General features: G+C 65.1%; 2 protein-coding genes. Both read right to left on the reverse strand.

The annotated features are described in order from the left end of the window. The coding region (locus ACGF5C_RS35065) for an enoyl-CoA hydratase/isomerase family protein (RefSeq protein WP_393308758.1) at positions 1–495 on the reverse strand (495 nt) is incomplete at its 3' end. Continuing rightward, positions 492–1108: cytochrome P450 (locus ACGF5C_RS35070; protein WP_393308760.1), on the reverse strand; the 617-nt coding region annotated here is incomplete at its 5' end. The genes ACGF5C_RS35065 and ACGF5C_RS35070, both read right to left, overlap by 4 nt.

The following is a 1108-nucleotide window of genomic DNA, read 5'->3' on the forward strand; positions in this document are numbered from 1 at the left end:
TTCCTTCGCGCGCTGCATACCGATCAGCCGGGGCAGCAGATAGGCGCCGCCACCGTCGACCACGAGCCCGCGTTTGACGAACGACTCGCTGAAGTAGGCCGCCTCGGTCGCGATCACTAGGTCGGAGGCGTAGGCCAGATGTGCACCGATACCGGCGGCGGCGCCGTGCACCACGCTGACGACCGGCTTTCCACAGTCCAATACCGCGGCGATCAGGCGCTGCGCACCAGTCATGATCCGCCGCATCGGATCGGTCACCCGCTTGACGTTCTTCGCGCGGCCGTCGGCCAGCCGCACCACGTCCGCGCCGGAGCAGAAGTGCTTACCGTTCGCCCGCAGGACCACCACGCGGATATCGGGATCGGCGTCGGCCTCGGCGAACAGCTCGATCAGGGCGTCGCGATCCTCGGGCCGGATGGCATTGGCCGCCTCGGGCCGGTCGAGCGTGATCGTGAGGACGCCGCCGTCGATCTTCTGCAGGAGGGCATCGGTCATCGGTGCGTATACCTCACAGTCAGATGTTTGATGCCGTTCACGAAATTCGACCGCAGCAGTGTCGGCTCGCCGACGGCCTCGAGGTCGGGAAAACGCGAATACAGTGCCTCGAACGCGATATTCAGTTCCAGCCGCGCCAGATGCGCGCCCAGGCAGAAGTGCGGCCCCGGCGCACCGAACGCCAAGTGCGGGTTCGGGTTGCGGGCGATATCGAAAACGTAGGGATCCTCGAAAACGGCATCATCGCGATTGGCCGAGGTATACCAGAGCACAACCTTCTCGCCTCGAGAGAACACTTGATCACCGAGTTGGACGCCGTCATGGGTCACCGTGCGGCGCATGTGGATCACCGGACTCGCCCAGCGCAGGATTTCCTCGATCGCGGTGGGCGCCGACGCACAGTAGTCGGCCAGCCAGGCATCGCGCTGATCGGGGTGGCGACTCAGGGCGTACACCCCGTGCGTCAGGGCGTTGCGCGTGGTCTCATTTCCGGCGCCTACCAGCAGGATGAAAAATTTCGCCATCTCCTGCGGGGTCAGGTTGTCGCCCTCCTTCGCGGCGACCAGCATGCTGATGACATCGTCGCGCGGATCGGCTATCCGCTCCTCGGACA

The sequence above is a fragment of the Micromonospora sp. NPDC047620 genome (assembly GCF_043205005.1).
Lineage (GTDB): Bacteria > Actinomycetota > Actinomycetes > Mycobacteriales > Micromonosporaceae > Micromonospora.